Annotated in this window: 4 protein-coding genes; 2 read left to right on the forward strand and 2 right to left on the reverse strand. The window is 66.4% G+C overall.

Translation table 11 applies throughout. The annotated features are described in order from the left end of the window. Positions 1 to 570, reverse strand: a 570-nt coding sequence (locus BRAO375_RS09835; protein WP_139031351.1) for a GntR family transcriptional regulator, incomplete at its 3' end; no start/stop codon positions are given. An 86-nt stretch (positions 571 to 656) separates the two neighbouring features. Between BRAO375_RS09835 and BRAO375_RS37935 the strand changes: the two genes are divergently transcribed. Both BRAO375_RS37935 and BRAO375_RS09840 read left to right on the forward strand, forming a co-directional pair. Continuing rightward, the gene (locus tag BRAO375_RS37935) at positions 657 to 800 is read left to right on the forward strand and encodes a DUF1127 domain-containing protein (protein WP_008961913.1); all 144 of its coding nucleotides are present in this window, start codon (positions 657 to 659) and stop codon (positions 798 to 800) included. Positions 801 to 824: 24 nt separating this feature from the next. Next, on the forward strand, positions 825 to 1661 hold the full coding sequence (locus BRAO375_RS09840) for a PhzF family phenazine biosynthesis protein (RefSeq protein WP_009027319.1): 837 nt from the start codon (positions 825 to 827) through the stop codon (positions 1659 to 1661). A gap of 18 nt (positions 1662 to 1679) precedes the next feature. Here BRAO375_RS09840 and BRAO375_RS09845 read toward each other — a convergent pair whose 3' ends face one another. Continuing rightward, entirely contained in the window at positions 1680 to 2297 is a 618-nt protein-coding gene (locus tag BRAO375_RS09845; protein WP_009027320.1) for a LysE family translocator, read from the reverse strand. Positions 2298 to 2431: the final 134 nt, after the last annotated feature.

Genomic DNA, 2431 nt, shown 5'->3' on the forward strand with positions numbered 1-2431 from the left:
CGCCGAGATCGCCGCCGCCAGCGACTGTCGGCCGCTGCCGGCAAATACGAAGTTCTCCGCGCGCGGGCGCCAGCGCTCGCCGGCAAAGAAGGCTGCGGCCGTGCGCCCGGCCTCCACCAGCCGGCGCTGGGTGATCGGCGCCAGCACCGGCGCCAGCTTCTCGGGCCGCTGCCAGACCGCGAGCGATTTTGCGATCAGTGCCGCCTGATCGGGCAGCGTCGGAAAATTGAACTCGAGATCGATGCGACCGTCGAACGGCTCGAGGCGCAACGAGGCCGGCACCGGCACCGGCTCACCCGCGACGAAGGTGCCGCGGCCGACCTCGCCGACCACGAGACCCCTGCGCAATAATTCGGCATAGACGCGGGCTGCCGTGGATGCGGCAATTCCCCGCTCATAGGCGAACTGGCGCTGCGGCGGCAGCCGGTCACCGGCCTTCAGCCGGCCCTGCGCGATGTCCTCGGCGATGTCGTCCACCAGGGTCGTATACGAAGCATTCATGCTATATTGCACCGAGAGCAATGTTTCGATTGCACCGAGATATGTACTGCGCGATTGCTCTTCGAACAACGCAATCGAAGACCAATAGGTGACTCATGGCATATTCCCTGGCGCAGCGTTGGGCAACTCCGCAAGTTGCTCACGGAAAGAGCAATTTGCTCCAGGTCCCCCAGCTGTGGCTGCAGCGTCTGTTCTGGCGCTCCGAGCTCGCGCTGCTCGACGCCGAGCAGATGCGCGACTGCGGACTTGATCCGACCGTCGTGCACGACGAGGCCAACAAGCCGTTCTGGCGCGACTGACGCGACCTTAAGGAGGACACCGCAATGCCGACGCATCCGTTCCACCAAGTCGACGTGTTCTCCGCAGTCCCGTTCAAGGGCAACCCGCTTGCCGTGATCGCCGAGGCCGACGGCCTCGACGATGCGGCGATGCAGGCGATCGCCAACTGGACCAATCTGTCCGAGACGACCTTCCTGTCGCGCGCCCAGAATCCAGGCGCTGATTATCGCGTGCGCATCTTCACGCCCCAGCGCGAGCTGCCTTTTGCCGGTCATCCGACGCTGGGCTCGGCCCATGTCTGGCTCGCGCTTGGCGGCCGCCCGAAGGGCGAGCATGTCGTGCAGGAATGCGGCGCGGGTCTCGTGCGCATCAAGCGCGACGGCGATCGACTCGCTTTCGCGGCGCCGCCGCTGCGCCGCTCCGGCCCCGTTGATGCGGAGCTCACGACCAAGATCGCAGCCGCGCTCGGTCTTCAGCCGAGCGCAATGCGCGCCGTCGAGTGGATCGACAACGGTCCAGGCTGGATCGGCGTGCTGATCGACTCGCGCCAGGATCTGCTGAACATCCGCTTCAACACCTTGGCCCTGTCGCAGCAGCCGGTCGGCGTGGTCGCGCCGTGGGACGCGGCGCGCGACGGGCACGACGCACATTTCGAGGTTCGCGCCTTCACCTGGAGCGGCATTGAGGACCCGGTGACGGGCAGCCTCAATGCAAGTCTGGCGCAATGGCTGATTGGCGCCGGAATTGCTCCGAAGCAATATGTCGCGTCGCAGGGGACCGTGCTCGGCCGCGCCGGCCGGGTTCACGTCGCCCAGGACGGCGAGACCATCTGGATCGGCGGTGCCGTCGCGCCGGTGGTGAAGGGGACAATCGGCCTCTGAACGACAGATCGCGCCGTCTCACCTCGCCCGGGTCAGTGCCAGCCACAGACCGCCGCCGATCATGAAGCCGCCGGAGATGCGCGACACCAGGCGGGTGCGCCTGGCCGAGAACATTTTTCGTGCGCGGCCGGCGAGCAGCGCATAGACGGCGTCGGTCAGGCCCGCGACCACCATGAAGGTGACGCCGAGCAAGCCGACCTGCGGAACGTGGTCCCGACTCATGTCCATGAACTGCGGCAGGAAGGCGCCGAAGAACACCATCACCTTCGGGTTCGACAGCAGCACGACGAGGCCCTGCAGGAAGAAGCCGCCGCGCGGCGGCGGCGGCGCCTCGCCTTCGGCGATGCCCTCGACCGGCGAGCGGATCAGTTGGACGCCGAGCCACACCAGATAGGCGGCGCCGATCAGGCGCACCCATTCGAACCAGTAGCCCATCGTGGCCATCAGCGTCGTCAAGCCCATCGCGACGATGCCGATGGCGATCGCCAGCCCCGTCTGTACGCCGGCGATGTTGATCAGCGCCGCGCGCGTTCCATGACGCAACCCGTTGGCGATCAGCAGCGTAACGACGGGACCGGGCAGCAGCGCCAGCGCGACGCAGGCAGCGATGAAGGCGAGATAGACTTGCAGGGACATGAGGCGCCTCGGTGCGGATGAATGTCATCACTAATGCACGACATGCCGGTGGAGGAAAGCCTTGGTTGATTGGGCTTGGGACGGCGCTAGGACATTCAGATCGCCTCGTGAGAGTCGACTTGCCTCGGCAGCAA

The organism is Bradyrhizobium sp. ORS 375 (assembly GCF_000239775.1).
Lineage (GTDB): Bacteria > Pseudomonadota > Alphaproteobacteria > Rhizobiales > Xanthobacteraceae > Bradyrhizobium.